Origin of the sequence: Thioalkalivibrio sp. ALE19 (assembly GCF_000428605.1) — a bacterium.
In the GTDB taxonomy this organism is placed as follows: domain Bacteria; phylum Pseudomonadota; class Gammaproteobacteria; order Ectothiorhodospirales; family Ectothiorhodospiraceae; genus Thioalkalivibrio.
This window is the reverse complement of sequence record NZ_AUAG01000027.1, coordinates 1-24499: the sequence shown is the minus strand read 5'-3', so window position 1 is coordinate 24499 and position 24499 is coordinate 1. Positions and strand designations below refer to the sequence as shown.

Here is a 24499-nt window from a genome sequence, read left to right as displayed (position 1 = left end):
TGCCCGCACGAGGCGGGGGCAGCGTCAGTCGGCGTGGCGTTCGTGCGGTACGGCGCCGAAGCCGGCGGGGCGGCAGCCGAAACGGGCGGCGGCCCAGGCCGCACGTGCCGCCTGGGGTTCTTCGGCGGTCTTGCGAATGTGCTCGTCGACCGCGCGCAGGCGGGGGCGAAGGCCTTCGCCATTGGCGATCTGGATCGCCAGCCCCGGCCGCGCGTTGAGCTCCAGAATCAGCGGGCCGTGGCGGCGGTCGATGACCACGTCGACGCCCAGATAGCCGAGGCCGCTGAGTTCGTAGCAGCCCGCGGCGAGTTCCATGAGTTTGTCCCACCCCGGGATCGCCAGGTCCACCAGGCTGGCCTCGGTGTCCGGGTGGACCCATACGGGCTGGTTGTGCTGCACGCCGCCCAGGGTGTGTCCGCTTGCGAGGTCGATGCCGGTGCCCACCGCCCCCTGGTGGAGGTTGGCCTTGCCGTCCGATTCCTGCGTCGGCAGGCGCAGCATGGCCATTACCGGGTATCCGCGATAGACCACCGTGCGGATGTCCGGAACGCCGGTATGGGTCACCTCGGCGAAGACCTCGGAGAACTCCACGCGTTCCTCGATCAGTGCCACGTCCGGACGCCCGCCGAGGCTGTACATCCCGGACAGGATCCCGGACACATGGTCCTGCAGCTCGCTGATCTCGAGCATGCGCCCGCCGGCCCGGCGGAGCCGCTCACCGCGCCAGCCGGAGATCACCATGATCCCGTCGCCGGCCGCGCCATGGGCCGGTTTGATGACGAAACCGTTCGCGTATTCGCGCAGTTGCCGTTCCAGGCCGCGCAGCTGGTGGTGACTGTGAATGACACCGATGAGCTCCGGCACGGCCAGGCCGGCGGCGCTGGCCAGCTGCTTGGTCATCCGCTTGTCGTCCACGCGCGGATAGTGGCGCCGTGCGTTGTATTCGGCGATGTACAGGCCGTTGCGCGCATTCATGCCGAGGATGCCCTGTCGGCGCAGGGTCGACGGGCGCACGAAACGGGGCCACCAGCCGCCCATCAGTCGGGTTTCCTCAGGGCGTCCTGCATCTTCCCGAAGCGGAACAGCTCGGTCACGCGGTAGCCGGTGTAACGCCCGAGCAGCAGGGTCACGGCGAGGATGACCAGCAGGAGTTCGGGGAACACGAACAGCAGGTGCTCGAGCTGGCGACTGGCCATCAGGCCATAGGCCGCGGCCGCCACGATCAGGCTGCCGACCCCCTGGGAGATCGCGTCCGCCGGGCCGTGTTCCTCCCACACCACCGACATGCGCTCGATAGTTATGGCCAGGATCACCATCGGGAACAGCGACAGGGCCAGCGCGCGTTCCAGTCCCAGGTGGTGGGCCAGGATCGAGAGCGCCAGCATCAGCATGATCACCACGCTGACCACGGCGGCCAGGCGGGGTACCAGCAGGAGCCGCAGGTGTTCCAGGTAGAAACGCACCGCCAGTCCGAGCGAGACGATCAGGGTGAACAGGATGACTCCGGCCAGCAGCTGGGTCTCGCGAAAGGACAGGGCGATCAGCACCGGCATGAACGTGCCGAAGGTCTGGATGCCGATCACGTTGCGCAGCAGCACGATGATCATCGCTCCCAGGGGGACCATCAGCAGCACGCGATAGGTGTTCTGCGTGCCCAGCGGCAGTTCCAGCGGCGAGAAATCGAGGATGCGGGTGTCCAGGGTCTCCCCCAGACGCTGAGCGGTGCCCAGCGCGTCCTGCACGCTGCGGGTCACCGCGAAGCGCAGTTCTTCTCCGGTGCCGTTACGGACCTCGAGGATCGGCGCGTCGCCATGGCTCCAGACCACCACGTCGTCGGGGTAGTCGATGTTGCCGTTCAGCGGATGCACCGGAACCCAGCGTTCGGTGTTGTGCACCTCCAGCCAGGTCTCCGGCTCGATATTGCGATGCCCGTCGCGCAGCGGGATGACCGTGACCGCGCGGGCGGGGATGCGGGCGACGGAGAGCAGGTCGATCAGGGTCTGCGTGCGCAGTTCGCGGTTGCCGTCATCCATCACGAACAGCGACGCGTTGCCGTCCGCTCCCGCGCCTCCCAGGTCCCGGACCAGCACCGTGGCAAAGCTCTGGATGCCGGAGGAGCGTTCGCGCACGCTCTGGATCAGGGCTTCGGCGGCCGAATCGAAGGGTTCGTCCCATTCGCGGGGCGCCACCGGTCCGGGGTACTCCGCATGGGGGCCGGCGCTGGCGTCGCGATAGAGCGTGGTGCGGTAATAGAGCGTCTGCTCTCCGCGCGGGTCGCGCGAGGTCCACTGCGCGACGCGGTCATCCGTGCCGTGCGAGGTGGTCAGGCCGTAGCCCCGGGATATGAAGTTCTCGTCCAGCCGGGCGAAGTTCGGGAGCCGTTCGGGGATGCGCAGCCGGACTTCGGCCGCCCCGCCGGTTGGCTGGAAGCGGATGCGCGATTCCACCACCCAGGTGTCGGCCGTCGCACCCGGCTGCAGGGGCATGTCGAGCAGGGTGGCCTTGTAGAGAAAGATGCCGAACCCCGCCCCCAGCAGGAGCAGGATCAGCAGGGGCAGATGGAACCGTTTCATTCGACGGCGTCAGTGCTGTCTTCGTCCGTCGGGCAGTCCGGTGGCAGCAGGTGTTCGTTGCCGGAGTCCACCAGGATGTGCCCGGCCATGTGGCTGCGGCCCACCAGCAGCTGGTAGGTGAGTTCCGTGCGGTCCACCAGGGTGGTGTCGGCTTCGATCTTCCGGTCGCCGAGGCACAGTTCGAGGCGCACGACGTGCCGTTCATCGAGTTCGCCGCTATGCTGACGGATGCGGGCACTGCGCTCGATCGGGCGTTCCAGGGTGATGCGTGCGTCCGCGTCCTCCGGATCGACGATCTCGAAACGGATCCACTTCTCGTCATCGCGCTCGAAGGTTTCCTGCTGAAGCGCGTTGAGGGACGAAGACGTGGCGCCGGTATCCAGGCGCGCTTCCAGGGTGATGTCCTCCTGGAGGATGCCGGCGTTCTCGACCGTGCCGAGGATGGTCAGGGAAGAGGGCGTTCCGGCGGTCGCGGGGAGCCACGCCACGGGCGCTAGCAGGGCCACAAAAACCGTGGCCGTTTTGAGTACACTGATGGGCAGGTGCATACCGTCCGCAAGGGTGCAGGGAAGAGTCCTCGAGGATACGGCATGTCCGCCTGCGCCGCCCCGACCCGATTCACACAATCAAGGAGCCGGCCATGAGCTGGGTGATCGACCTCGCCGACCTGACCATGAACGATGTTGCCGAGACCGGTGGCAAGAATGCCTCTCTGGGCGAGTTGCTGGGGCAGCTGGGGGCCGCCGGGGTGCGGGTGCCGGGCGGTTTCGCCACCACTGCCTCGGCGTTTCGCACGTTCCTGGCGCGCGACGGGCTGGATGCCCGTATCAAGGAGCGGCTGGCCGGGCTGGACATCAACGACATCGAGGCCCTGCGCGACGCCGGGCGCGAGGTGCGCGGCTGGATCGAGGCCGCTCCGCTGCCGCAGGAGCTGGAAGACGCGATCCGCGAGCATTACGCGAAGCTGGGCGAGGACGTGCCGGTGGCGGTGCGCTCGTCGGCCACCGCCGAGGACCTGCCCGAGGCCTCGTTCGCCGGACAGCAGGAGACCTTCCTCAACGTGCGCGGCATCGATGCCTTGCTGCAGCGGGTGCGCGAGTGCTTTGCCAGCCTGTACAACGACCGTGCCATCGCCTACCGCGTACACAACGGCTTTGCCCACGACGAGGTGGCGCTGTCCGCCGGGGTGCAGCGCATGGTGCGCTCGGACATCGGCGCCTCCGGGGTCATCTTTACCCTCGACACCGAAACCGGCTTCCGTGACGCGGTGTTCATCACCGGCGCCTGGGGGCTGGGCGAGACCGTGGTGCAGGGCTCGGTGAACCCCGACGAATATCAGGTGTACAAGCCGGCGCTGGCGGCCGGCAAGCGCGCGGTGATAGGCCGCACGCTGGGCACCAAGGCGATCCGCATGGTGCTCACCGAGGACGGCACGCAGACCGAGGATACTCCGGAAGAACTGCGCCGGCGTTTCTGCCTGTCGGATGCCGACGCCGAGCAGCTGGGCCGTTTCGCGGTGGCGATCGAGCAGCACTACGGCCGGCCGATGGACATCGAGTGGGCGCAGGACGGCGAGACCGGCGAGCTGTTCATCGTGCAGGCGCGCCCGGAGACGGTGGAGAGCCGGGTGGAGGTCGGCGGTGGCGAGACCTACCGGCTGGGCGAGCACGACGTCGAGCCGCTGGTGACCGGGCGCGCGATCGGCTCGCGGATCGGCAGCGGCGTGGTGCGGGTGCTGGAGTCGCCCGACGAGATGCACCGCATGGAAGAGGGCGACATCCTGGTGGCGGACATGACCGATCCCGACTGGGAGCCGATCATGAAACGCGCCGCGGCCATCGTGACCAACCGCGGCGGGCGCACCTGCCATGCCGCGATCATCGCGCGCGAGATGGGCGTGCCGGCGGTGGTCGGCTGCGGCGATGCCACCGAGAAGCTGAGCGACGGCTTCGAGGCCACGGTGTCCTGCGCCGAGGGCGACGACGGCTACGTGTACCCGGGGTACATCCCCTTCGAGGTGGAGCAGGCCAGCCCGGAGGAGCTGCCGGAGCTGCCGCTCAAGCTGATGCTCAACGTCGCCAACCCCGGGCGCGCCTACGCCTTCTCGCAGCTGCCGCATGCGGGCATCGGTCTGGCGCGGCTGGAGTTCATCATCAACGGCACCATCGGCGTGCATCCGCTGGCGCTGCTGGACTATGCCGAGGATCCGCAGCGCCTCGAGCCGGCGGTGCGCGAGCGGATCGCCGAGCGCCTGCACGGCTTCGATGACGGCCCGCGCGAGTTCTTCGTGCGCAAGCTGTCGGAAGGGCTGGCGACCCTGGCGGCGGCCTTCGCGCCGGAGCCGGTGATCGTGCGGCTGTCGGACTTCAAGTCGAACGAATACGCGCATCTGATCGGCGGGAGCGGCTACGAGCCGGAGGAGGAGAACCCGATGCTGGGGTTCCGCGGGGCCTCGCGCTACCGCGCGTCGGTGTTCCGCCCGGCGTTCGCGATGGAATGCGAGGCGCTGCGCCGGGTGCGTGACGAGATGGGCCTGGACAACGTGCAGATCATGGTGCCGTTCGTGCGCACCCTGAAGGAGGCCGACGACGTCCTGCAGGTGCTGGAGGAGGAAGGCCTGAAGCGCGGCGAGAACGGCCTGAAGGTCGTGATGATGTGCGAAATCCCGTCCAACGCCCTGCTGGCGGATGCCTTCCTCGAGCGTTTCGACGGGTTCTCCATCGGCTCCAACGACCTGACCCAGCTGACGCTGGGCGTGGACCGCGACTCCGGGCTGGTGGCGGACTCCTTTGACGAGCGCGACGAGGCCGTGAAGCAGCTGCTGGCGCTGGCCATCCAGGCGGCGCGGCGCAAGGACAAGTACGTGGGGATCTGCGGCCAGGCGCCGTCGGACTACCCCGAGCTGGCCGGCTGGCTGATGGAACAGGGTATCGACTCGCTGTCGCTCAACCCGGATGCGCTGATCTCCACCTGGAAGAGCCTGGCGCAGCTGCGTCAGGCGGGCGGCGGGGGCTGAACGATGGGCGCCGGCGATCCGGCTGCTTCGGGCGAACCGCGCTGCCCGCAGGTCTATCTGGTCTCCGACGGCACCGGCATCACCGCGGAAACCCTGGCGCGCTCGCTGTTCACCCAGTTCCCGGCGCTGGCGCCGGACTGGCACCGTCTTCCGTTCGTGCAGTCACCCGGGCGTCTGTCGTCGGCGTTCGCGCGCATCGAGCAGGGGCCGCAACCGGCGCTGGTGGTGGCGACCCTGGCCGATGGGCAGCTGCGGGCGCAGCTGGAGAACTGCCCGGTGCCGGTGATCGACGTGCTCGGGGAACACCTGGGACGCCTGGAGGCGATCCTGGGGACACAGGCCGAGGCGGTTCCGGGGCGGGCCCACGGGCGCGGCGATGCCGAGCGTTACGATCGCCGGATCGATGCCCTCAACTACACCCTGGCACACGACGACGGCCTGGCCAGTACCGATCTGGCGGTGGCCGACGTGGTGCTGCTGGGGGCCTCGCGCTCGGGCAAGACCCCCACCAGCCTGTATCTGGCGATGCACTACGGCCTGTTCGCGGCCAATTATCCGCTGGTGCCGGAAGACCTGGATCATGGCGGGACGCCGCACATGCCGCAGCCCCTGCGCGGGCTGGAGGGGCGCATGGTCGGGCTGACCATTCATCCGCAGCGTCTGGCACAGATCCGCGAGGCGCGGCGCCCGGGCAGCCGCTACGCCAGCCTGGAGCAGTGCCGCTCCGAGACCCGGGCGATCGCGACCTTTCTGGAGGTCTGGGAGATCCCGCAGCTCGACGTGACCGAACGCTCGATCGAGGAGATCGCCACCCGGGTGCGCGACCTGCTGGACCCGCAGGCGCGCTGAGCGCGCGTTACGCGGCGTCGGGCAGTCCGAGGCGGGCGAGCCAGTCGGCGGGGTCGCCGTTGCAGACCAGGAATTCCGGGTTCAGCAGGCTGTCGCGGGTGTTGTAGCGCAACTCGTTGCCGTCCAGATCGGTGACGCGGCCGCCGGCCGCGCGCACCACCGCGTGGGCGGCGGCGGTATCCCATTCCGAGGTCGGTCCCAGACGCGGGTAGATGTCGGCGCTGCCCTCGGCCACCAGGCACAGCTTCATGGAACTGCCGAGGCTGACCAGTTCGTGCGGTCCGAGCCGTTCCAGCACCGCGTTCAGACGTTCGGCGCCGTGCGAGCGGCTGCCGGCCACCCGGACCGTTTCTTCCGGAGAGCGTGGCGTGGACACGTGGATGGACGTGCGCGGCCCGTCGGCGTCACGGCGAAAGGCCTCGCCGTCGATCTGCCCGGCGTACAGGCGCTGCAGCACCGGGCACCAGACCACGCCCAGCACCGGTTCATGGTTGTGGATGAGCGCGATGTTGACGGTGAACTCGCCGCTGCGCTTCACGAACTCGCGGGTGCCGTCCAGCGGGTCGATCAGCCAGTAGGTGTCCCAGTCCTGGCGGGTGGCGAACGGGATGTCCTGGCCTTCCTCCGACAGCACCGGCCACTGCGGGGCGATCTCGCGCAGTCCGTCGCTGATCACACGGTGGGCGGCCAGATCGGCCTCGGTCAGCGGCGAGCGGTCGTCCTTCTCGGTGACGGCAAAGCGGGTCTCGTAGATCTCGAGGATCGCGCGGCCGGCGTCCTCGGCCACGGTGCCGACCTCGTTGAGCAGGGCGGACAGGGCCGCGCCTTCGGGTACGGCGGCGGATGCATTGTCGGTCAAGATTGTTTCCTTAAGTGTTCGCGGATCATGTACAGGGCGGCGATGGAGCGGGCCTCGGTGCAGTCTTCGCGCTGCACCAGTTCCTCCAGGGCTTCCAGGGGCCAGGGCACCACCTCGATGGTCTCGGGTTCGTCACCCTCGGCGCGCTGCTCGTAGAGGTCCTCGGCCAGGACCAGATGGGTCTGATGGCTCATGTAGCCGGGGGCCACGGTCAGGCTGCCCATCGCCGTCAGGCGACGGCCGGCATAACCGACCTCCTCCATGATCTCGCGGTTGGCCGCGGCGATGATCTCCTCCCCGCGCTCCATGCGCCCCTTGGGCAGGCCGAGTTCGTAGCGGTGGGTGCCGGCGGCGTATTCGCGGATCAGGAGGACATGGCCATCGTCGCGTACCGGGGCGATGATCACGGCCCCGTTGCCGCGGCTGACCAGGCGTTCGAAACAGGCGTGGGCCCCGTTGCTGAATTCCAGGTCCAGCTCCTCCACTTCGAACAGGCGGCTTCGGGCCACCGTGCGGCGTTCGTGGACGGCGGGCTTGTCGCGGCTCATTGCGGGTCCATCGGTCGGGGCGTCCGGGAGCAGACAGGCTGCTCCCGGACGCGGGTCACTCGTCGCGGCTCAGCCGGATCCGGGTCTCCAGCTCGCCCTCGAAGGTGGTGTCCAGGATCATGCCGTGCTCGAAACCCCGGACGTCCACGCCGGGCTGCCGTTCGGGGATCGTGTCTTCCAGCGACAGGTCCAGATCCCCCCAGGACAGCGTGAGCGTCACGCGCATGGGGAAGTAGCCGTCCAGGAAGCGGCGCATGAACGGCCCGTTCTCCAGCACGTATTCGCCGTTGCCCCGGTTCTCGACCACGCGCATCTCGGCTTCGACGCACAGCTCCGAGGCCTCGGTGACGCCAATGACGACGACCCGGTCGTCCTCGGCCCAGGCATCTTCGACCTCGTCGGCGCTGGCCACCCGCAGGCCCCGGATGTTCGGCTCATTGTACACGATGGACATACGGCTGATCTCGGCCAGGCCACTATGGCACTGGCGCAGCCGCACCCATCCGTCGTTCAGGCTGTCTTCGTCGAGGGTCAGGTGGTTGTCGTGGTGATGCAGCGGTGTGTCGCGCTCTGCCGGCGGCTCGGCGTAGATCCGGAGTTCCGGGCTGGTGGTCTGGGCGTCCTCGGGATCCACCTGACCGGGGCCCGGGGGACCGTCCTCCCACAGGCTGTCGTCCTCCAGCGGGTCGTAGTCCGGGTCATCCGGGTCCATGGCCATGGCGGGTGCCGTCGCCAGGGCGCCGCCCAGGGCCAGGATCAGCCCCGTCGCAATCGCGCCGGGTCCGCGTGCGGTTCGTGTTTCGGTTATTCTGTGCATCGTCAATCCCGTCGTTGCTTTCCCACATCCCATGGACTCGCAGACCCGCGCGAAAAATCCCGAGACGCCCGCCGCGCCGGTGGACTGGTCGCGGGTGGATACCGTGCTGTTCGACATGGACGGCACGCTGCTGGACCTGCACTTCGACAACCGGTTCTGGGGGGAGCTGATCCCGCAGGAATACATGCGCTGCCAGCCCGATGACCCGGAATGCGCGCGCCGGCGGCTGGAAGACGAGATGCAGCGGGTGCGCGGGCGGCTGGAGTGGTATTGCGTCGACCACTGGACGCGTTTCACCGGTCTCGATGTGCTCGCGCTCAAGCGCGAACTGGCCCATCACGTGGCGATCAAGCCGCACGCCGTCGAGGTCCTGGACCGGATCGCGGCCAGCGGGCGCGAGCGCGTGCTGGTGACCAACGCGCATCCCGAGGTGTATGCCTTCAAGCACCGCCTGACCGGGATCGGGGACCATCTCGACCGCATTGTCTCCGCCCATGACCTGTTCTGTGCCAAGGAGGACGCGACCTTCTGGGAGCGCCTGCACGGCGTGGCCCCGCATGATCCGGCGCGCACCCTGCTGGTGGACGACAACCTGCATGCCCTCGCCAGCGCGCACCGGGCGGGTATCGCCCAGCTGCGCGGCATGCGCTACCCGGACGAGCGCGGCACCCCGATGGCGAGCGATGACCGGGTGCTGCTGGCGGACCTGTCGGATCTGCTGGACGGGCTCACTTGACCGGCGTGGGCATGTTCCGGATCCGGTCCAGACGGATGTGCACGGTCTCGCCCTCGCAGGTGCCTTCCAGCCAGTGATGCCCGTGGTCGTCCGCGGTGACCTCGCACGGGGTGACCCGGCCCATCCAGGCGCGCCCGGCATCGGGGCCGTCATCGGGGCCGGCCCAGTGCAGCTGCAGGGTTTCGCCGGTCAGGATGGCGATTTCCAGGCGTTCGAGGATGTGGCGCGGGGTTTCTTCGGTCATGGTGTCTGCGGTCCGGGTGGCTGGCGGTAGTCGGTCGGGTCGGGGACGTCGGCCGCGGCGAAGGCGGCCTGGCGGGCGTGGCACTGGGGGCAGCGGCCGCAATGGCGTTCCTGACCCAGCAGGCAGCTCCAGGTCAGGCGCCATGGCACTCCGTCCTGTGCGCCCCGACGGATGATATCGGCCTTGCCGAGTTCCTGCAGCGGGGCGGCCACCGACAGGCCGGGAACCAGCCGGGCGGCCAGCGAGCCGAAGTCCTGCAGGAAGGCCGCGCCGCTGCCCGGGCCGTGCCCGGCGTCCTCGCGGTTGAGCGCGAGCAGGATCCGTCCGGCACCGTGGTGCTGGGCCAGATTGACCGCGAGCGCCAGGATCAGCAGATTGCGCTGCGGCAGCGGGACATGCCCGACCCAGTCGGAACGCCGGGTGAACGCCTCGCGCAGGGCCCCGGTTTCCACGGTTTCCAGGCGCACGCCCTCGGCTTCGGCCAGGGCGCGGACCGCGGCCCGCTCACGCGCGGCATTGCGCTGGCCATAGTCGGCCCAGGCGGCGATGACGGGGCGGTTTTCGGCGCACCATCGGCGCAGCAGGGCGGCGCTTTCGACGCCGCCGGAGAGCAGGAGCAGGTCGGGTTCCGGGTTCATGGCTACAAATTATGCGCCGCGCGGGAACGTCGCCAGAGACCGGGACGGGGACGGGGTGGGAGCCGCGGAACCCGGGGGCATGGTCGTGGCCTCATTGATGGGACTTCACCGGGAGCAGACAGACGATGATTGAGCAGTTGCGGGCGCGCTGGCAGCAGCTGATGCGCGCCGAACGCAGTGACAGCGAGACCGGCGACGAACAGGAGCGCCTGCAGCGGGCCGCGGCCGCGCTGATGATGGAGGTGTGCCGTGCCGACTTCCAGCTGGTGGATGCGGAGCTGGAGACCGTGCGCGCCAACCTGATCGAGATGTTCGGACTGGACGACGAGGCGGCCGATGCCCTGCTGGACATCGCACGGGAAAAGAGCGATGCGCTGGTCTCCCTGCATCCGGTGGTGCGCGAGGTGAACGCTGCCTTCGATGCCGACCAGAAGGCGGCGATCATGAAAGGCCTGTGGCGCTCGGCGCTGGCCAACGACGAGCTGCACAAGCGCCAGGAGGCGGTGATCCGGCGGCTGGCGGACCTGCTGTACGTGCCGCATGCCACCTTCATCCGCACCAAGCTGGCGGTGCTGGAGGAGCGCGGCGAGGCACCGGAAGAACAGGGCGGCCGGGAATGACGGTCGCACGACATCATGGCTGATCCGGGTACGCTGCTGGCGGCCGCCGCGGTGGGCATCCTCGGCGGGGTGCACTGCCTCGGGATGTGCGGCGGGATCGTGGGGGCCATTTCCATGGGGCATGCCGGGCGCCGTGGCCCGGTGTGGCCGCTGCTGCTGGGTTACAACATCGGCCGCATGACCAGTTATGTCATCGCCGGGGCGCTGGCGGGCTGGCTGGGTGCCACGCTGCTCGGGGGGCTGCCCGCGGGGCAGACCATCCTGCAGGTGGTGGCCGCGATCTTCCTGATCCTGCTGGGACTCTACATCGCCGGGTGGTGGCCGGTGCTGGCGCGGCTGGAGCAGGTGGGCGGCGTGCTGTGGCGGCGCATCGAGCCGCTGGGCCGGCGCTTTCTGCCGGTGCGCAATCCGGGGCAGGCGCTGGTGGTTGGCGGGTTGTGGGGCTGGCTGCCCTGCGGTCTGGTCTACAGCGTGCTGGCCTGGTCGCTGAGCGCCGGCGGCGCGCTGGAGGGTGCGGCGCTGATGGCGGCGTTCGCGCTGGGGACGCTGCCCAACCTGCTGCTGATGGGGGTGTTCGCGGCGAAGCTGGCGGGTTTCGTGCGTCGGCCCTGGGTGCGCCGGGTCGCGGGAGCGGCCATCGCCCTGTACGGGGTCGGGATGCTGGTGGTTCTGCTGGTCTAGAACGGCCCGGAGCGGCGGTGCAGCCCCGCCCCGGGCACGGACTTCAGTCGACGTAGAACTTCTGCTCGAACTCGATCGGCAGGACCTCGTCCGACCCCGCGGGCGTGATCTCCAGATTGAAGGTCATTTCTTCGCCCGCGCGCACCGTCATTTCCGAGAGGTGGTAGATCGCGTCGCCGTCCTCGATCTCGCGAAAGCGCAGGCTGCGCGACTGCTGATTCATGTTGACCGCGTTGCCGCTGACATCGGCGGAAACGGCCTGCAGACCGTCATCGGTGCGTTCCATGACGGTGACGTTGATCATTGCACGGTTGCTGCTGCGACGGACGTCATAGGCACGCGCAACTTCGGGCGACAGGAAGGTGGTGTTGATGACGTTGTAATAGACCACGTGATCGTCGAACCCGGTCTCGTTCGCGTTCGCCACCGAACTGCCGAGGGCGAGGGCGGCCACGATCGAGACGACGCCACCGAGAACACGCTGCACTCTTGTCATATCGGACTCCTCATTCGCTTGAACCATGCCCCGGGATCCATACCGGAGCCGGGCGGCGGGTTCCGCCCCTGATTTCGAGTCTAGTCCTTCTGGCACTATTTGCGCAGCCGGGTCTCAGAAGATCCCGCGCACGATGATGGTCAGGATATACAGCCCGACCAGGGCAATCATCGGCGAGAAGTCGATGGCCCCGGTGGACGGGAGCATGCGCCGCAGCGGGCCCAGGATCGGGCGGTTCACGTCGGCCGCCAGCCGCGCGATGGGGTTGTAGCCGCCCCCGCCGCCGGCCTGTACCCAGCTCATCACGACTTCGACGATCAGGGCGATGATGAACACCCAGATCGCGGTGATCAGGAGTTCGCGGACAGCCACCAGCAGCAGGACCACCGGGTCGGCTTCCATGCCCAGTACGGCGACGCGCAGCCACAGTTCCAGGAATTTGAGGACGACCATCAGCACGATGGCTGCCGTGTCGACGCGCCCGATGGAGGGGATGATCGGCCGCAGCAGGTTCAGCGGCGGCGTGGTCAGCATCAGGATGGTCTGCGAGATCGGGTTGCGGTAGTCGGCCCGCACCAGCCCGAAGATGACCCGCAGCATCAGCAGGATGATGGCGATGCCGAAGGCAACGCCGATGAGGAAGTTGAGGATCTCCTGGCCGGTGGTCATGGCTCCGGGGTTCATGCTGGCTCCTGGCGGTCTGCGCGGCGCGAATGAAGACGCGTATTTTCCTCCAGGGTTGTCGGGAAGCCAAGGGACATGGCCGGGGCGATCCCGTCAGCCCCGGCCGAGTTCCTCGCTGCGCGCCGCCGCCGCCTGCATGGCACGCTTCATGAGGCCGCGCAGATCGCCTTGCTCGAGCGCGTTGACGGCCTGTTCGGTGGTGCCCCCGGGCGAGGTGACGCGCCGGCGCAGCTCCGCGGCATCCTCGGGGCTGTTGGCCGCCAGCCGGGTGGCCCCGGCCAGGGTGCCCAGGGTCAGTTCGCGCGCCGTCTCCGCCGGCAGCCCCAGTTCTTCGGCGGCGGCCTGCATGGCCTCGATGATCAGGAAGACATAGGCCGGACCGCTGCCGGAAGTCGCGGTCACGGCGTGCATCAGTTCTTCGTCTTCCACCCACAGGGCGCGGCCGACGGCCTCCATCAGGGCCGTTGCAGCCCGGCGGTCTTCCTCGCCCACGCCGGGCCCGGCGAACAGGCCGGTGACACCGGCGCCCACCAGCGCGGGCGTGTTGGGCATGGCCCGTACGATGCGCGCCTGCGGTCCCAGCCATTCGCCCAGCCGGGCGGTGGTGACCCCGGCGGCCACGGAGACCACCAGCGGGTCGCCGCTGGCTACTGCGTCGCGCAGCGTCGGCGCGACCTCGGGCAGGGTCTGCGGCTTGACCGCCAGCACCAGGATGGCGCTGTCGCCGGCGAGTTCTTCCGCCGCGCCGGCCCCCAGCCCGGGAAAACGCTGCTGCAGGGCGTCGATGCGCTCGGGACGGCTGTCGGCGATGGCCAGGCTGGACGGTTCACGGCCGCTGTCGACCAGCCCCTGGATCAGGGCCTCGCCCATATTGCCGGCACCGATGAAGGCGACTGCGCGGGAATGCGTGGACATGCGGGCTCCGGGCTCGGGTGGTGGATTCAGGCGGGTGGTGTCGGGCGCGGGCCGAACAGGTCGGTACCGATGCGGACCAGAGTGGCCCCCTCGAGGATGGCGGCCTCCAGGTCGCCCGACATCCCCATGGACAGGGTATCGAGTTCGTGGCCGCGACGGCAGAGGTCGTCGCGCAATTCGCGCAGGCGGGCGAACGGGATGCGCTGGCGTTCCGGGTCGGTTTCGGCCGCCGGCAGGGTCATCAGGCCGCGCAGATGCAGGTGCGGCAGGGCGGCGATCGCGTCCGCCAGCGCCGCGAGTGCGTCCGGCTCCACGCCCGCCTTCTGCGGTTCGCCGGAGACATTGACCTGGATGCAGACCTGCAGTGGACCAAGGTGTTCGGGACGCTGCTCGCTCAGGCGTCGCGCGATCTTCTCGCGTTCCAGGGTGTGGACCCAGGCCGCGCGTTCGGCCACCGCGCGGGTCTTGTTGCTCTGCAGCGGGCCGATGAAGTGCCATTCGATCCCGGCCGGTTCCGGGGGAGCCTCCAGGGCGTCGTGCTTGTCGATGAGCTCCTGCACGTAGTTCTCCCCGAAAGCGGTCTGGCCGAGGCGGTGCAGGGCCCGGATTTCCGCGACATCGCGGGTCTTGGAGACCGCCAGCAGGCGGACGGAATCCCGCGGACGGCCGGCACGGTGGCAGGCCTGCGTGATGCGGGCGTGAACTCGTTCGAGGGCGGCTTCTGGCGTGCTCATTGGCCTATGATATAGTCCTGAAGACATGATCAGAAGTGGTGTCTTTATCGGCGCCATCCACGGTCGCCACGGACGGAGCGCGCGGCGGCCCGGAACAACGGGGGATTGAATGGATATCACGCAGCTGCTGGCGTTTTCGGTCAAGAACGGGGCCTCGGACCTGCACATCTCCGCGGGCATGCCTCCGATGGTGCGCATCGATGGCGACATGCGCCGGGTGAATGTCCCGGTGATGGAGCACAAGGAAGTGCAGGGCCTGATCTACGACATCATGAACGACCGTCAGCGCAAGGACTACGAAGAGTTCCTGGAGACGGACTTCTCGTTCGAGGTGTCGGGGCTGGCGCGCTTCCGTGTCAACGCCTTCAATCAGGACCGCGGCGCGGCGGCGGTGTTCCGGACCATCCCCTCCAAGGTCCTGACTCTGGAAGACCTGGCCACGCCGAAGATCTTCGAGGACATCGCCAACTACCCGCGCGGGCTGGTGCTGGTGACCGGCCCCACCGGTTCGGGGAAATCGACCACCCTGGCGGCGATGGTCAACCACCGCAACGAGAACGACTACGGGCACATCCTCACCATCGAGGACCCGATCGAATTCGTGCACGAGTCGAAGAAATCGCTGATGAACCAGCGCGAGGTGCATCGCGATACCCACGGCTTCTCCGAGGCCCTGCGCTCGGCCCTGCGCGAGGACCCCGACACCATCCTGGTCGGCGAGCTGCGTGACCTCGAGACCATCCGTCTGGCACTGACTGCGGCCGAAACCGGCCATCTGGTGTTCGGCACGCTGCACACCAGCTCCGCGCCCAAGACCATCGACCGGATCATCGACGTCTTCCCGGCGGCGGAAAAGGACATGGTGCGCGCGATGCTGTCGGAATCCATGCGTGCGGTGATCTCGCAGACCCTGATGAAGAAGATCGGCGGCGGGCGCATCGCGGCCCACGAGATCATGCTGGGGACCCCGGCGATCCGGAACCTGATCCGCGAAAACAAGATCGCGCAGATGTACTCCACCATCCAGACCAGCGCCGGCACCGGCATGCAGACCCTCGACCAGTGCCTGAAGGATCTGCTGGCCCAGGGCCAGGTGAGTCGCGAGGACGCCCGCCGCAAGGCCGTGAACCCCGACGCGCTGTAATCTCGAGCTATCGCCATGGTCGCCCGGCGGGGCGGCCACGCCAATCGGAGGATGCCCATGGATCGTGACAAGGCGATCAAGTACATGCACGACCTGATGAAGGCCCTGGTGGACCGGGGCGGGTCGGACCTGTTCATTACGGTGGGCATGCCGCCGGCGGCCAAGATCGACGGTCGCGTGGTACCGCTGACGGAGCAGAAACTGACCCCGTCGCATACCCAGGCACTGGCGCGCGCGATGATGAACGACAAGCAGTCGGCCGAATTCGAGCGTAATCAGGAATGCAACTTCGCGGTCGGTCTGGCGAGCATCGCGCGCTTCCGCGTGAACGTCTTCACCCAGCGTGGCAGCGCGGGGATGGTCATGCGCGTGATCAATTCGGAGATCCCGCGCTTCGAGGACATCCGCATGCCGCCGCAGCTGGAAGAGATCACCATGGAGAAGCGCGGCCTGGTGATCTTTGTCGGGGGTACGGGTTCGGGCAAGTCGACCTCGCTGGCGGCGATGATCGGTCATCGCAACCGGTCATCGTCGGATCACATCGTGACCATCGAGGATCCGATCGAATTCGTGCATCAGCACGGCAAGAGCATCGTGACCCAGCGCGAGGTCGGGGTGGACACCCACGATTACCAGATCGCGCTGAAGAACACCCTGCGTCAGGCGCCGGACGTGATCCTGATCGGCGAGATCCGCGACCGCGAGACCATGGACTACGCGGTGGCCTTCGCCGAGACCGGTCATCTGTGCCTGTCCACGCTGCACGCGAACAGCACCAACCAGGCGCTGGACCGCATCATCAACTTCTTCCCCGAGGACCGGCGCGAACAGCTGCTGATGGATCTTTCGCTGAACCTCAAGGCGGTGGTTTCGCAGCGTCTGGTGCGCCGCGAGGACGACCAGGGGCGTGTGCCGGCGGTGGAGATCCTGATCAACACCCCCCTGATGGCCGATCTGATGCTCAAGGGTGCGGTGCACGACATGAAGGAGCTGATCTCGCGCTCGCGCGAGCAGGGCATGCAGACCTTCGACCAGGCGCTGTTCGACCTCTACGAGAGCGGCGAGATCAGCTACGACGAGGCCCTGCGCAACGCCGACTCGGTGAACGACCTGCGCCTGCGGATCAAGCTCGACAGCGAGCGGGCACGGCGCGACGGTGCCCCGGCAGTGGCCGATACCGGCGAGGGGATTTCGGTGGAAGACGATCCGGAGGATTTCCGTGTCCGCTGAAGCACAGAATACCGGTTCGGACGGTGCGGCCGCCGGGGAGTCCGCGAAGCGCCAGCTGCAGATCGAGCCCTATCTCAAGCTGATGGCGCAGAAGTCGGCCTCGGACCTGTTCTTCCTCACCGGGGCGCCGGCGTCGATCAAGGTGGATGGCGTACTGCAGCCCATCGCGCGACGGGCCCTGGCGCCGGGGCAGACCGAGGGCATTGCCCGCGAGATGATGAACGACCATCAGGCGCGCATCTTCGACGAAGAGACCGCGGTCAACTTCGGTCTGACCCGCGAGGGACTGGGCCGCTTCCGCGTCAACGTCTATCGCCAGCGCGGCGAAGTGGCGATGGTCATCCGTTTCATCCGCAGCTCCATCCCCACGATCGAACAGCTGGGCCTGCCGGAGGTGCTGAAGGAGTTCATGACCTACCGCGACGGTCTGATCCTGGTGGTCGGTTCGACCGGGACCGGGAAATCGACCACGCTGGCATCGATGATCGACCATCGCCTGACCATCGATACCGGGCACATCCTTACGGTCGAGGACCCGATCGAGTTCCTGTTCCAGCACAAGCGGGCGATCGTCGGCCAGCGCGAGGTGGGGATCGACACGCCCAGTTACGAGCACGCCCTGCAGGAGGGTATGCGCGAGGCGCCGGACGTGATCATGGTGGGCGAGGTGCGTAACCGCGAGACCATGCGCGCCGCACTCAACTACGCCGACACCGGGCATCTGGTGCTGTCGACCCTGCATGCCACCAACGCCTCGCAGGCGCTGGACCGCATCATCAACCTGTTCCCCGAGGATCACCGTTCGCAGATCCTGTCGGACCTGTCCCTGAACCTGCGGGCGATCATTGGCCAGCGCCTGCTGCAGAAGAAGGACGGCTCGCGGGTGGCGGCGCTGGAGATTCTGGTGAACACGCCCTACATCTCCGAGCTGATCCACAAGGAAGAGATCGGGGAGATCAAGGAGGTCATGGCGAAATCGGCCTCGGTCGGCATGCAGACCTTCGACCAGGCGATCGTGAAGCTCTTCAAGTCGGGTGACGTGATGCTCAACGAGGCGCTGAGCAAGGCCGATTCGCGCGCCAACCTCGAGTGGAAGCTCAACTTCGGCGGCGGCGTGGGGGCCGCCGAGGAAGGCGGCGAGGAAGAGCTCAAGCCGCCGGAATAGCCCGTTACGGGGCCGGTTCGGGGAAGACGTCGGCGGAGGCGAAGACCGGCCCGTCGACGCAGACCCGTTTCATCGCCACGCCTTCGCCGGTGCGCACCGGTACGGTGCAGCCGGCACAGCCGCCCACCGCGCAGGCCATGAATTCCTCCAGCGACACCTGGCAGGGCAGGTCGAATTCCGCGGCCAGTTCGGCGCAGGCCTCCAGCATCGGGTGCGGCCCGCAGGCGAAGATTTCCACCTCCCCGCGTTCGGCGGGGTCCAGTCCGTTCAGCCAGGCGCGTGCGAGGTCGGTGACGAACCCGTCGAACGCCCCCGGAATCCCGGCCTTCGACGTCAGGCGGCAGGAGATGCCCCAGTCCTCCAGCAACGGAAGCGTGCCGATGGCGCCCTCCGGCAGCCCCGGCCACAGGATCTGCGACGGCCGCGGGCGAAACGGAAACGGGACCTCGGATCCCAGGATCGCCCGGGTTGTGCCCGCCTCGCCCTGCTGGCGCAGACGGTCGGCGAGAAAGATCATCGGCGGGATGCCGACGCCGCCACCCAGCAGCAGGCGCCGCGGCCGCTCCGGGTGCAGCGTGAACGGCCGGCCGATCGGTCCCAGCACCTGCAGGCTGCGGCCCACGGGCTGTTCCGCCAGCGCCCGGGTGCCGTCGCCCACTGTCTTGTACAGGAATTCCACCCAGCCGGCGTCGGGGTCGACGCGCTGGATCGACAGCGGCCGCCGCATGGGCAGGCGCGGCGAGCACTGGATATGGGCGAACTGCCCGGGCTGCGCGCGCCGCGCGCATTCCGGAGCCTCGACCCGCAGAATCCACTGGCCACTGCCCGCATCTTCATGCGCCAGGATACGGGCGGACTCTTCGAACAGGGTGCCGCGATGCGGCGGGTGCTGCGGGCTCATGCGTCGTCCTCGCCGGGGCGGGTCCAGGTAGGGCGTCCGGCGACCCAGGTCTCGCGGACCTCGCCGCCGAACGTCCAGTTGAAAAACGGGGTGTTGTGGCCGGCGCTGAGCCACTGATCCCGCTGGAGATCGTGGATCGCGCCCGGGTCGAACAGCACGAAATCGGCCCGTGCGCCGGGCGTCAGGCGGCCATGTTCCAGTCCCAGCACCTCCGCGGGGCCGGTGGTGATCCGCGACAGGGCCTGCTCCAGGGTCAGCAGCCCGTCTTCGACCAGGCGCAGGGTCAGCGGCAGCAGGGTTTCCAGCGCGGCGATGCCGGGCAGGGTGTCGGCGAAAGGCCCCAGCTTGCTGTCGGCTTCATGCGGCTGGTGATCGGAGCAGATGGCGGTGATGCTCCCGTCGGCCACGGCCGCCCGCAGCCCGTCGCGGTCGCGCTGGCTGCGCAGCGGCGGGATTACGTGGCAGTCGGGATTGAATTCGGCTACGTCGACCTCGGTGAGGAACAGCTGGTGGGCGGCCACGTCGGCGCTGATCGGGAGGCCGTCGCTGCGTGCCTTGGCGATCATCTCCGCGCCCCGCCGCGTGGACAGCCGTGCGACATGCACCCGCGCCCCGGTCTGTTCCACCAGCGCCAGGATCGCACCCAGTGCGGCGGTCTCCGCGGCCTCGGGAATGCCGGACAGCCCAAGGCGGGTGGACACCGGGCCCTCGTGCACACAGCCGGAGCCGGTCAGCGCCGGATCCTGGGCCGACAGCACGGTGGTCAGATCGAAGGTGCTGGCATATTCCAGCGCGCGGCGCAGCACCAGCAGGCTGGCCAGCGGACGCTGCCCGTTGCTGACCCCGGGGGCGCCGGCGCGCACCAGCGCGGCCATCTCCGCCAGCTGCTGGCCTTCCAGCCCGTGGGTCAGGGCGCCCAGGGCGTACACCCGCACGCCACAGGCCTCGCGCGCGCGGCGGGTGATCAGCTCGAGCACCGCCGGCGAGTCCACCGGCGGATGGGTATCCGGCGGCATGACCAGGGTGGTTACACCGCCGCGCGCCGCGGCGCGGGTTTCCGAGGCGATGGTCGCCTTGTGCTCCTCGCCCGGTTCGCGGGTACGGGCGGCCAGATCGACCAGCCCCGGAAACACCCACAGGCCGCTGCCGTCGATGCGCCGGCGCGGCTCGAAGCCCTCCGGGGTGGTGCCGCGCGCGAGGATCTCCTCGCCCTGCACGCACAGGTCGCCCACCGCATCAAAACCGTCGGCGGGGTCGAGGATGCGGACGTTTTCGATGACCACGCTCATGACTGATGAGCTCCCATCACCATGGACATCACGGCCATGCGCACCGAGATCCCGTAGGTCACCTGTTCCAGGATCACCGAGTGGGGGCCGTCGGCGACCGCGGATTCGATCTCGACGCCGCGGTTGGCGGGGCCGGGGTGCATCACCAGGCAGGTGGGCGAGGCCAGTTGCAGGCGCCGGGCGGTGAGCCCGAAGCGCTGGAAATACTCGTGCTCGGAAGGCAGATGGGCGTGCTCCATGCGTTCGCGCTGCAGGCGCAGCATGATGACCACGTCCACATCCTGCAGCCCGCTGTCCAGATCATGGTGCACATGCACGCCCAGCTGCTCGACATCCGCCGGCAGCAGGGAGCGCGGGGCGACCACGCGCACCTCGCCGGTCTGCAGGATGTTGAGGGCGTGGATCTGCGAGCGGGCCACACGCGAGTGCAGGATGTCGCCGACGATCGCAACCTTCAGTTTGGTGAAATCGCCCTTGTGCCGCCGGATGGTGAACATGTCCAGCAGGGCCTGGGTGGGATGGGCGTGGCGCCCGTCGCCGGCGTTGAGCACGCTGATTCCCGGGGCCGCGTGGCGGGCGATGAAATGCGCGGTCCCGCTCTCTTCGTGGCGCACCACGAACATGTCCACGTTCATCGCCTCGAGATTGCGCAGGGTGTCCAGCAGACTCTCGCCCTTCACCGCCGACGAGGTGCTGACATTGATGTTGAGCACGTCGGCGGACAGCCGCTTGGCGGCCAGCTCGAAGGTGGTGCGCGTGCGCGTGCTGGCCTCGAAGAACAGGTTCACGATGGTCTTGCCGCGCAGCAGCGGGACCTTCTTGACCGCCTTCTCGTTCATGTTGGCGAACGATTCGGCGGTATCCAGAATCTCGGTCAGCAGCGTGCGGTTCAGCCCCTCGATCGTGAGCATGTGCCGCAACTGGCCCTCGTCGGTCAGCTGCAGGCGGTTGGGGAGCGGACCGGGCTGGGGCAGGCGGCTGGTGTGCGCGGCAGGCAGCTCCGTCATCCGTCAGTGCCCTCCGGGGGCTCCACCGCCACGCGTTCGAGGCTCAGCGGCTCGGGACCGCGCAGCTTGATCTGCTCGGCCAGGCCCAGCTCCATGTGGGCGCCCGCCACCGCGGCACACACCGGCAGTTCGCGGCCGTCACGCTCGACCAGGACGACCAGCGAGACCGAGGCCGGGCGGCCCCAGTCGAACAACTCGTTCAGGGCGGCGCGGATGGTGCGGCCGGTGTACAGGACATCGTCCACCAGCAGCACGTGTTCGCCGTCCAGGTCCTCCGGCAGTTCCGAGGGGCGCACCTGCGGATGCATGCCGATGCGCGAGAAATCGTCGCGGTAGAAGCTGATGTCCAGCTTGCCCAGCGGACGCTGGATGCCCAGGCGCTCGCGCAGATGTTCGGCGATCCACACACCGCCGGAATGGATGCCGACCACGATCGGGGACTCGATCCCGCGGGCTTCGAGGAGCTCGCGGGTCCGCGCGGCCATGTCGTCGAGCAGGGTGGGGACTTCATGCGTCATGGGCATTCTCCAGAAACCAGCCTTCGAGGATGACGGCCGCGGCATGGGCATCCAGCCCCGGGTCGTTGCGGCCCGACCGGCTGCGGTCGCGGGCCAGGTGCGAGCTCAGCCGCTCGTCCGACCAGTATACCGGCTTGCCGAAGCGCGCTTCGAGCGCCGCACCGAATTCGCGGATGGCCGGGCCCAGCGGGGTCGCCTGGCCGTCCGCCTGGGTGGGCCAGCCGACCACGAACCCCTCCGGGCGCCATTCCGTGACCAGCGCGTCGATGCGTGGCCACGGCGGCGGCGACCCGCCGGCCAGCGTGACCAGGCCCCGCGCCGAACCGGTCAGCGGTTCGCCCACCGCCACGCCGATGCGGCGGCGCCCGTAGTCGAACGCCAGGAAGGCCACGGGTTCAGGCGTGCCCGGAGGCCGAGCTGATCAGGTTGACGTCGATGCCGATGAGTTCGGCCGCGCGCGACCAGCGCTCCGCCGGCGGCGTCTCGAACAGGATCCCCGTATCCGAAGGGGCGGTCAGCCAGGCGTTTTCGCCCAGCTCGCTTTCCAGTTGCCCGGGGCCCCAGCCGGCATGCCCCAGGGTGATCAGTACCCGCTGCGGACCCTCGCCGGCATTGATGGCCTCGAGGATGTCACGCGACGTGGTCAGGCTGACCTGATCGGTCAGCGGCTGGGTCGCGCGCCACTGCTGCTCCGAGGAATGCAGCACGAACCCGTGCTCCGGCTGTACCGGCCCGCCGCGGAACACCGGCAGCTCCGGCAGGTCGTCCCTCGGCTCCAGCTCCACGTGCTGCAGCAGGTCGCGCAGCGTGAGTTCCGTTGGCTGGTTGATCACCAGCCCCAGCGCGCCCTCCGCGTCGTGTTCGCACACGTAGGCCACGGCGTGGCTGAACAGCCCGTCGTTGAGGGACGGCATGGCGATCAGGAACTGATCGCGCAGGCTCGATTCCAGAGTGCCTGAGCTTGCGGTATCCATGGGATCCAGTATCGGCTTGTGCCGGGCTGCGATCAATCACCGTATCCCGCGATACGCCAAGACCCGCTGTTGACAGGACAAACTGACGCCGACGATGCTTAACCCCTGAACATGGAAAGGGATAAGCCATGGACTCGTCACGGAACGATGCAGTCTCCGGTTCAACACCGAAGCTGGTAGCGCCTTGCTGGTCCGCGCCGACTTCGCTGGATTTTCCATCGGCGAAGGGGGCGTCGCGCGGTGCCGCCCGCCCGCTGGCTTCGGTGGCAACCTCGCGTGCGCACGGCCGTGAGCCCGGGGGCTCCCCATGGGCTGGCTGATTCCCTACGCGATCGCCTTCCTGGCGGCCGTCGGCATCCTCTCGGAACGCCGGCGGGCCGCGATTCGCACACGGGTCTTCTACGCCGCCGCGGTGCTGGCTGTGCCTCCGGCGCTGATGACCGGCGTGGCCGGGCTTGTGGAGTCACGGCATGGCGAAGCCGCGTTCGTCGCCGTGGTTCTGCTGGCTTTCGTCGTCGTGCCGCTGGCCCTGGCGTGGCATTTCCTTCGACGCCATCCCCATCCGGGCACGCCCGACCCCGGGCTCAAGAGTTTCCGGCTCTCGGTCGGTGCCTGGCCGCGCCATATCACGATCCTGGGCATCCTGGCTTTCGTGGTCGCGGGGGTGATGGGGACTCTCAATCCTCTGACGCGGCTCGTCTACGACCGTATCGGTGCGGACCATCTTGAACAGGAGGTGGTCCGTGCCGAGGTCGCGGGCCAGCACTTCGACATCCCGATGAGATATTTCTTCATGGAGGGGTATGCCAAACGCGGCTACTGGCCCCGTCCAAAGGAAGGGCGTGTGGAAGTCGAAGCGCTGGCCTTCAGCGCCCTTCTCCCCGATCTCAGGCCCTACGATCCCGACGAGAAACACCTCTGGAATATCGATGGAGGGGGACGCGGTGATCGCATTGACGTAACGATTTGGGCAGAAGACTTCACCGAGAACAACGTGCGGGCCATGCGAAGGGGGCTTGACGACCGGGATCAACGCTTGCCCGCAGAAGCTGCGAAACCCTACGGCATTGAGTTGGACAATCAAGGCCTGGACGTTTTTCGGGGCGCTGGCGTCCGTTTCCTTCCTCGGGATGAATCCGAAGCATCCGTTATCTATTGCGCAGATCCCGAGAATGTGCCCTCGCCCTCCTGCAGGGTAAAGAGCGCGTTCAGTCATGGCATCGTGCTCGAGTATCGCTTCTCCCTCGAATACCTTCCCGACTGGAGAGAGATCGACCGTGAGCTCGGTGAGCTGGTGATGCAATTTCGCGGGCAGGATTCCCCGTAGCCAATGATCGTCTTCGTTCAAGGAGGAAATGAGTATGACGACCGCACTTGATTGTTCCGAACCTGGCCCCCCCGGGCTTGCGCATCTGCGCCCGCTGGCGGCACCTGCCGCCACGCATGCGCAAGCGAAAGATGTTAGTACCGCTTGATCTGCGCATATTCGGTTTCAGTCAATCGGGACATGGAAAGCCTCGCGCATGATCTACGGGTATCTGATCCTTATTGGCGTTATGGCCGTCATCCTTCTCGCGCCGGCCGTGATCATTGCGTTTTCCCGCCAGGTTCGAAGATGGAGAAAGTTCAAATGGATCGTTCTTGCGCTGCTTCCGATTGTTCTGGTGCCCAACGTCGGCATCTTCCTCGCGGCCCTGATCTTTCAGGGGCGGCCCGAAGGTGCGTTGATGGCGCAGGGGCCGGTGATGCTCGCATGGTACCTGTCGCCATGGGTGGTTCTGATCGTTTTCTTCCTGATGCCGGACTCCGGTCGCAAATTATGAGCGGGCCTGCGGTCGACGAAGTCCGGACATTCAGCCCG

The 24499-nt window shown here is 68.0% G+C and carries 28 protein-coding genes; 10 read left to right on the top strand and 18 right to left on the bottom strand.

What is annotated here, in order from left to right; all coding sequences use genetic code 11:
- Nucleotides 1-24: 24 nt before the first annotated feature.
- Genes F787_RS0111225 through F787_RS0111215 form a run of 3 tightly spaced genes read right to left on the bottom strand, consistent with a single transcriptional unit; the run spans nucleotide 25 to nucleotide 3121 of the window.
- Nucleotides 25-1038, bottom strand: coding sequence for an alpha-L-glutamate ligase-like protein (locus F787_RS0111225; RefSeq protein WP_018869656.1), 1014 nt, complete (start codon nucleotides 1036-1038; stop codon nucleotides 25-27).
- A complete protein-coding gene (locus F787_RS0111220) occupies nucleotides 1038-2573 on the bottom strand; it encodes an inactive transglutaminase family protein (RefSeq protein ID WP_028492230.1) in 1536 nt (511 codons plus the stop codon). Before F787_RS0111220 ends, F787_RS0111225 begins: the two co-directional genes overlap by 1 nt.
- Nucleotides 2570-3121, bottom strand: a complete 552-nt coding sequence (locus F787_RS0111215; protein ID WP_019569445.1) for a RimK/LysX family protein — start codon at nucleotides 3119-3121, stop codon at nucleotides 2570-2572. The genes F787_RS0111220 and F787_RS0111215 overlap by 4 nt, the downstream gene beginning before the upstream one ends.
- Nucleotides 3122-3213: 92 nt before the next feature.
- Between F787_RS0111215 and ppsA the strand changes: the two genes are divergently transcribed.
- Complete coding sequence (gene ppsA, locus F787_RS0111210; protein ID WP_028492229.1) at nucleotides 3214-5589, top strand: phosphoenolpyruvate synthase; 2376 nt, start codon at nucleotides 3214-3216, stop codon at nucleotides 5587-5589.
- Nucleotides 5590-5592: 3 nt separating this feature from the next.
- A complete protein-coding gene (locus F787_RS0111205) occupies nucleotides 5593-6438 on the top strand; it encodes a pyruvate, water dikinase regulatory protein (protein WP_028492228.1) in 846 nt (281 codons plus the stop codon).
- Nucleotides 6439-6445: 7 nt separating this feature from the next.
- Here the strand turns inward: F787_RS0111205 and cysQ are convergent, their stop codons facing one another.
- The 3 genes from cysQ to F787_RS0111190 are packed head-to-tail and all read right to left on the bottom strand — an operon-like array spanning nucleotide 6446 to nucleotide 8662.
- Nucleotides 6446-7297 (bottom strand): 3'(2'),5'-bisphosphate nucleotidase CysQ, encoded by an 852-nt coding sequence (gene cysQ, locus F787_RS0111200; RefSeq protein ID WP_028492227.1) that lies wholly within the window; start codon nucleotides 7295-7297, stop codon nucleotides 6446-6448.
- Complete coding sequence (gene nudE, locus F787_RS0111195) at nucleotides 7294-7845, bottom strand: ADP compounds hydrolase NudE (protein ID WP_028492226.1); 552 nt, start codon at nucleotides 7843-7845, stop codon at nucleotides 7294-7296. The genes cysQ and nudE overlap by 4 nt, the downstream gene beginning before the upstream one ends.
- A 55-nt stretch (nucleotides 7846-7900) precedes the next feature.
- Nucleotides 7901-8662, bottom strand: a complete 762-nt coding sequence (locus F787_RS0111190; protein ID WP_028492225.1) for a hypothetical protein — start codon at nucleotides 8660-8662, stop codon at nucleotides 7901-7903.
- 31 nt (nucleotides 8663-8693) lie between these two features.
- On the opposite strand from F787_RS0111190, the gene F787_RS0111185 reads away from it, so the two are divergent.
- Nucleotides 8694-9398: an HAD family hydrolase gene (locus tag F787_RS0111185; RefSeq protein WP_042805909.1), complete on the top strand. Its 705-nt coding sequence runs from the start codon at nucleotides 8694-8696 to the stop codon at nucleotides 9396-9398.
- Here the strand turns inward: F787_RS0111185 and F787_RS0111180 are convergent.
- Both F787_RS0111180 and F787_RS0111175 read right to left on the bottom strand, forming a co-directional pair.
- Nucleotides 9391-9642 (bottom strand): hypothetical protein, encoded by a 252-nt coding sequence (locus tag F787_RS0111180; protein ID WP_028492223.1) that lies wholly within the window; start codon nucleotides 9640-9642, stop codon nucleotides 9391-9393. The two genes, F787_RS0111185 and F787_RS0111180, sit on opposite strands and share 8 nt — an antisense overlap.
- Nucleotides 9639-10280 carry a 7-cyano-7-deazaguanine synthase gene (locus F787_RS0111175; protein WP_028492222.1) on the bottom strand — a complete coding sequence of 214 codons (642 nt, stop codon included), beginning with the start codon at nucleotides 10278-10280 and terminating at the stop codon, nucleotides 9639-9641. Before F787_RS0111175 ends, F787_RS0111180 begins: the two co-directional genes overlap by 4 nt.
- Before the next feature lie 125 nt (nucleotides 10281-10405).
- Here F787_RS0111175 and F787_RS0111170 point away from each other — a divergent pair, with 125 nt between their 5' ends.
- Complete coding sequence (locus F787_RS0111170; RefSeq protein WP_024329642.1) at nucleotides 10406-10900, top strand: TerB family tellurite resistance protein; 495 nt, start codon at nucleotides 10406-10408, stop codon at nucleotides 10898-10900.
- Between the two features lie 15 nt (nucleotides 10901-10915).
- Entirely contained in the window at nucleotides 10916-11581 is a 666-nt protein-coding gene (locus F787_RS0111165) for a sulfite exporter TauE/SafE family protein (protein ID WP_018947583.1), read from the top strand.
- A gap of 43 nt (nucleotides 11582-11624) precedes the next feature.
- Here the strand turns inward: F787_RS0111165 and F787_RS0111160 are convergent, their stop codons facing one another.
- From F787_RS0111160 to F787_RS0111145, 4 genes are all read right to left on the bottom strand, one after another.
- Complete coding sequence (locus tag F787_RS0111160) at nucleotides 11625-12077, bottom strand: DUF4426 domain-containing protein (RefSeq protein ID WP_026279470.1); 453 nt, start codon at nucleotides 12075-12077, stop codon at nucleotides 11625-11627.
- Between the two features lie 114 nt (nucleotides 12078-12191).
- Entirely contained in the window at nucleotides 12192-12761 is a 570-nt protein-coding gene (locus F787_RS0111155) for a YggT family protein (protein ID WP_019569452.1), read from the bottom strand.
- A gap of 93 nt (nucleotides 12762-12854) precedes the next feature.
- Complete coding sequence (proC, locus tag F787_RS0111150; protein ID WP_018869671.1) at nucleotides 12855-13676, bottom strand: pyrroline-5-carboxylate reductase; 822 nt, start codon at nucleotides 13674-13676, stop codon at nucleotides 12855-12857.
- A 26-nt stretch (nucleotides 13677-13702) separates the two neighbouring features.
- On the bottom strand, nucleotides 13703-14410 hold the full coding sequence (locus F787_RS0111145) for a YggS family pyridoxal phosphate-dependent enzyme (protein WP_028492221.1): 708 nt from the start codon (nucleotides 14408-14410) through the stop codon (nucleotides 13703-13705).
- Nucleotides 14411-14519: 109 nt separating this feature from the next.
- Here F787_RS0111145 and F787_RS0111140 point away from each other — a divergent pair, with 109 nt between their 5' ends.
- From F787_RS0111140 to F787_RS0111130, 3 genes are read left to right on the top strand one after another with little or no spacing between them, the layout of a single operon-like run.
- The gene (locus tag F787_RS0111140) at nucleotides 14520-15554 is read left to right on the top strand and encodes a type IV pilus twitching motility protein PilT (RefSeq protein ID WP_028492220.1); all 1035 of its coding nucleotides are present in this window, start codon (nucleotides 14520-14522) and stop codon (nucleotides 15552-15554) included.
- A 57-nt stretch (nucleotides 15555-15611) separates the two neighbouring features.
- The gene (locus F787_RS0111135) at nucleotides 15612-16784 is read left to right on the top strand and encodes a PilT/PilU family type 4a pilus ATPase (RefSeq protein ID WP_028492219.1); all 1173 of its coding nucleotides are present in this window, start codon (nucleotides 15612-15614) and stop codon (nucleotides 16782-16784) included.
- 55 nt (nucleotides 16785-16839) lie between these two features.
- A complete protein-coding gene (locus F787_RS0111130) occupies nucleotides 16840-17949 on the top strand; it encodes a PilT/PilU family type 4a pilus ATPase (RefSeq protein ID WP_028492218.1) in 1110 nt (369 codons plus the stop codon).
- Nucleotides 17950-17953: 4 nt separating this feature from the next.
- On the opposite strand, the gene F787_RS0111125 is transcribed toward F787_RS0111130, so the two are convergent.
- From F787_RS0111125 to F787_RS0111100, 6 genes are read right to left on the bottom strand one after another with little or no spacing between them, the layout of a single operon-like run.
- Nucleotides 17954-18850 (bottom strand): dihydroorotate dehydrogenase electron transfer subunit, encoded by an 897-nt coding sequence (locus F787_RS0111125; protein ID WP_028492217.1) that lies wholly within the window; start codon nucleotides 18848-18850, stop codon nucleotides 17954-17956.
- Nucleotides 18847-20139 carry a dihydroorotase gene (locus F787_RS0111120; protein WP_028492216.1) on the bottom strand — a complete coding sequence of 431 codons (1293 nt, stop codon included), beginning with the start codon at nucleotides 20137-20139 and terminating at the stop codon, nucleotides 18847-18849. The genes F787_RS0111125 and F787_RS0111120 overlap by 4 nt, the downstream gene beginning before the upstream one ends.
- The gene (locus tag F787_RS0111115) at nucleotides 20136-21146 is read right to left on the bottom strand and encodes an aspartate carbamoyltransferase catalytic subunit (RefSeq protein ID WP_018869678.1); all 1011 of its coding nucleotides are present in this window, start codon (nucleotides 21144-21146) and stop codon (nucleotides 20136-20138) included. Before F787_RS0111115 ends, F787_RS0111120 begins: the two co-directional genes overlap by 4 nt.
- Nucleotides 21143-21664 carry a bifunctional pyr operon transcriptional regulator/uracil phosphoribosyltransferase PyrR gene (gene pyrR, locus F787_RS0111110; RefSeq protein ID WP_028492215.1) on the bottom strand — a complete coding sequence of 174 codons (522 nt, stop codon included), beginning with the start codon at nucleotides 21662-21664 and terminating at the stop codon, nucleotides 21143-21145. Before pyrR ends, F787_RS0111115 begins: the two co-directional genes overlap by 4 nt.
- A complete protein-coding gene (ruvX, locus tag F787_RS0111105) occupies nucleotides 21654-22055 on the bottom strand; it encodes a Holliday junction resolvase RuvX (RefSeq protein ID WP_018869680.1) in 402 nt (133 codons plus the stop codon). Before ruvX ends, pyrR begins: the two co-directional genes overlap by 11 nt.
- A 4-nt stretch (nucleotides 22056-22059) precedes the next feature.
- The gene (locus F787_RS0111100) at nucleotides 22060-22638 is read right to left on the bottom strand and encodes a YqgE/AlgH family protein (RefSeq protein WP_018869681.1); all 579 of its coding nucleotides are present in this window, start codon (nucleotides 22636-22638) and stop codon (nucleotides 22060-22062) included.
- A 307-nt stretch (nucleotides 22639-22945) separates the two neighbouring features.
- On the opposite strand from F787_RS0111100, the gene F787_RS0111095 reads away from it, so the two are divergent.
- Together F787_RS0111095 and F787_RS0111090 are read left to right on the top strand one after the other, a co-directional pair.
- A complete protein-coding gene (locus F787_RS0111095; protein WP_028492214.1) occupies nucleotides 22946-23965 on the top strand; it encodes a hypothetical protein in 1020 nt (339 codons plus the stop codon).
- A gap of 196 nt (nucleotides 23966-24161) precedes the next feature.
- Nucleotides 24162-24461: a hypothetical protein gene (locus tag F787_RS0111090; protein WP_028492213.1), complete on the top strand. Its 300-nt coding sequence runs from the start codon at nucleotides 24162-24164 to the stop codon at nucleotides 24459-24461.
- The last annotated feature ends 38 nt before the right edge of the window (nucleotides 24462-24499 follow it).

What these genes read in the sequence shown, in the direction of transcription:
- F787_RS0111140 (WP_028492220.1), top strand. Translation starts at nt 14,520, where the DNA reads ATGGATATCACGCAGCTGCTGGCGTTTTCGGTCAAGAACGGGGCCTCG.
- F787_RS0111175 (WP_028492222.1), bottom strand. Translation starts at nt 10,280, where the DNA reads ATGAACCCGGAACCCGACCTGCTCCTGCTCTCCGGCGGCGTCGAAAGC.
- F787_RS0111155 (WP_019569452.1), bottom strand. Translation starts at nt 12,761, where the DNA reads ATGAACCCCGGAGCCATGACCACCGGCCAGGAGATCCTCAACTTCCTC.
- F787_RS0111100 (WP_018869681.1), bottom strand. Translation starts at nt 22,638, where the DNA reads ATGGATACCGCAAGCTCAGGCACTCTGGAATCGAGCCTGCGCGATCAG.
- F787_RS0111125 (WP_028492217.1), bottom strand. Translation starts at nt 18,850, where the DNA reads ATGAGCCCGCAGCACCCGCCGCATCGCGGCACCCTGTTCGAAGAGTCC.
- F787_RS0111165 (WP_018947583.1), top strand. Translation starts at nt 10,916, where the DNA reads ATGGCTGATCCGGGTACGCTGCTGGCGGCCGCCGCGGTGGGCATCCTC.
- F787_RS0111135 (WP_028492219.1), top strand. Translation starts at nt 15,612, where the DNA reads ATGGATCGTGACAAGGCGATCAAGTACATGCACGACCTGATGAAGGCC.
- nudE (WP_028492226.1), bottom strand. Translation starts at nt 7,845, where the DNA reads ATGAGCCGCGACAAGCCCGCCGTCCACGAACGCCGCACGGTGGCCCGA.
- F787_RS0111090 (WP_028492213.1), top strand. Translation starts at nt 24,162, where the DNA reads ATGATCTACGGGTATCTGATCCTTATTGGCGTTATGGCCGTCATCCTT.
- F787_RS0111205 (WP_028492228.1), top strand. Translation starts at nt 5,593, where the DNA reads ATGGGCGCCGGCGATCCGGCTGCTTCGGGCGAACCGCGCTGCCCGCAG.
- F787_RS0111120 (WP_028492216.1), bottom strand. Translation starts at nt 20,139, where the DNA reads ATGAGCGTGGTCATCGAAAACGTCCGCATCCTCGACCCCGCCGACGGT.
- F787_RS0111160 (WP_026279470.1), bottom strand. Translation starts at nt 12,077, where the DNA reads ATGACAAGAGTGCAGCGTGTTCTCGGTGGCGTCGTCTCGATCGTGGCC.
- F787_RS0111185 (WP_042805909.1), top strand. Translation starts at nt 8,694, where the DNA reads ATGGACTCGCAGACCCGCGCGAAAAATCCCGAGACGCCCGCCGCGCCG.
- proC (WP_018869671.1), bottom strand. Translation starts at nt 13,676, where the DNA reads ATGTCCACGCATTCCCGCGCAGTCGCCTTCATCGGTGCCGGCAATATG.
- F787_RS0111215 (WP_019569445.1), bottom strand. Translation starts at nt 3,121, where the DNA reads ATGCACCTGCCCATCAGTGTACTCAAAACGGCCACGGTTTTTGTGGCC.
- F787_RS0111145 (WP_028492221.1), bottom strand. Translation starts at nt 14,410, where the DNA reads ATGAGCACGCCAGAAGCCGCCCTCGAACGAGTTCACGCCCGCATCACG.
- F787_RS0111095 (WP_028492214.1), top strand. Translation starts at nt 22,946, where the DNA reads ATGGGCTGGCTGATTCCCTACGCGATCGCCTTCCTGGCGGCCGTCGGC.
- F787_RS0111190 (WP_028492225.1), bottom strand. Translation starts at nt 8,662, where the DNA reads ATGCACAGAATAACCGAAACACGAACCGCACGCGGACCCGGCGCGATT.
- F787_RS0111115 (WP_018869678.1), bottom strand. Translation starts at nt 21,146, where the DNA reads ATGACGGAGCTGCCTGCCGCGCACACCAGCCGCCTGCCCCAGCCCGGT.
- F787_RS0111220 (WP_028492230.1), bottom strand. Translation starts at nt 2,573, where the DNA reads ATGAAACGGTTCCATCTGCCCCTGCTGATCCTGCTCCTGCTGGGGGCG.
- F787_RS0111170 (WP_024329642.1), top strand. Translation starts at nt 10,406, where the DNA reads ATGATTGAGCAGTTGCGGGCGCGCTGGCAGCAGCTGATGCGCGCCGAA.
- pyrR (WP_028492215.1), bottom strand. Translation starts at nt 21,664, where the DNA reads ATGACGCATGAAGTCCCCACCCTGCTCGACGACATGGCCGCGCGGACC.
- ppsA (WP_028492229.1), top strand. Translation starts at nt 3,214, where the DNA reads ATGAGCTGGGTGATCGACCTCGCCGACCTGACCATGAACGATGTTGCC.
- F787_RS0111180 (WP_028492223.1), bottom strand. Translation starts at nt 9,642, where the DNA reads ATGACCGAAGAAACCCCGCGCCACATCCTCGAACGCCTGGAAATCGCC.
- F787_RS0111225 (WP_018869656.1), bottom strand. Translation starts at nt 1,038, where the DNA reads ATGGGCGGCTGGTGGCCCCGTTTCGTGCGCCCGTCGACCCTGCGCCGA.